Source organism: Vibrio sp. 1069 (genome assembly GCF_033340555.1).
The window spans coordinates 1-538 of sequence record NZ_JAWOWP010000857.1; the positions used below are offsets into that span (position 1 = coordinate 1).

1 protein-coding gene and 2 pseudogenes are annotated in these 538 nt (G+C 47.4%); 1 reads left to right on the plus strand and 2 read right to left on the minus strand.

Annotation, left to right across the window (positions count from 1 at the left end):
• A pseudogene (locus tag R7040_RS29450) lies at nucleotides 1-99 on the plus strand (FAA hydrolase family protein); the annotation flags it as partial.
• On the opposite strand, the gene R7040_RS29455 reads toward R7040_RS29450, so the two are convergent.
• Nucleotides 96-407 (minus strand): AzlD domain-containing protein, encoded by a 312-nt coding sequence (locus R7040_RS29455; RefSeq protein ID WP_017447854.1) that lies wholly within the window; start codon nucleotides 405-407, stop codon nucleotides 96-98. The pseudogene R7040_RS29450 and the gene R7040_RS29455 sit on opposite strands and share 4 nt — an antisense overlap.
• Nucleotides 407-538 (minus strand): annotated as a pseudogene (locus R7040_RS29460) (branched-chain amino acid ABC transporter permease); the annotation flags it as partial. The gene R7040_RS29455 and the pseudogene R7040_RS29460, both read right to left, overlap by 1 nt.

Sequence of the window (538 nt, forward strand, 5' to 3'; positions counted from 1 at the left end):
CCGCAAGGGGTTGGCGAAGTCCATCAAGGCGACGTCTTCCTTGGACGCTTAAAATGTGGCGACGTCACCTTGTTAGAAATTGAGTGGATGGCTGATTAAAGCCAAATGCGCAAAAGAAGAAACGCCACCATACTGACAACCGTCGTTAAGAGAACGTTTTTTGTCAAATAGGCGATCAACGCAGCCAATGTCGCAGCCAATAAAAACGGGTTTTGTACGCTGACACTGAGTTCCCCTTCGGGGATGAAGACAATCGGCGCCCAGATCGCGGTTAAAACGGCCGGGCTTGCGTAGTTGAGAATCTTTTGTGTGCGCGTGCCGAGCTTTAATGGCAACTTCGGCTCGAGAAACAAGTATCGGCTTGTGAACACCAACAGCGTCATGAGTAAAATTGACAGCATAATCATTAGCGTTTCTCCTGTACTTGTTCGACAAAATAGCCTGTTAACATGGCTAAAATGCTCGAAATCATCAAACTTCCTTCCACTTGGTAATAGCTTAACGCGACTGAGCCTACCAAAGCCACTAAGACGCTAGA

Excerpts from the sequence above, each read along its gene's own strand:
- R7040_RS29455 (WP_017447854.1), bottom strand. The coding sequence starts at position 407 with ATGATTATGCTGTCAATTTTACTCATGACGCTGTTGGTGTTCACAAGC.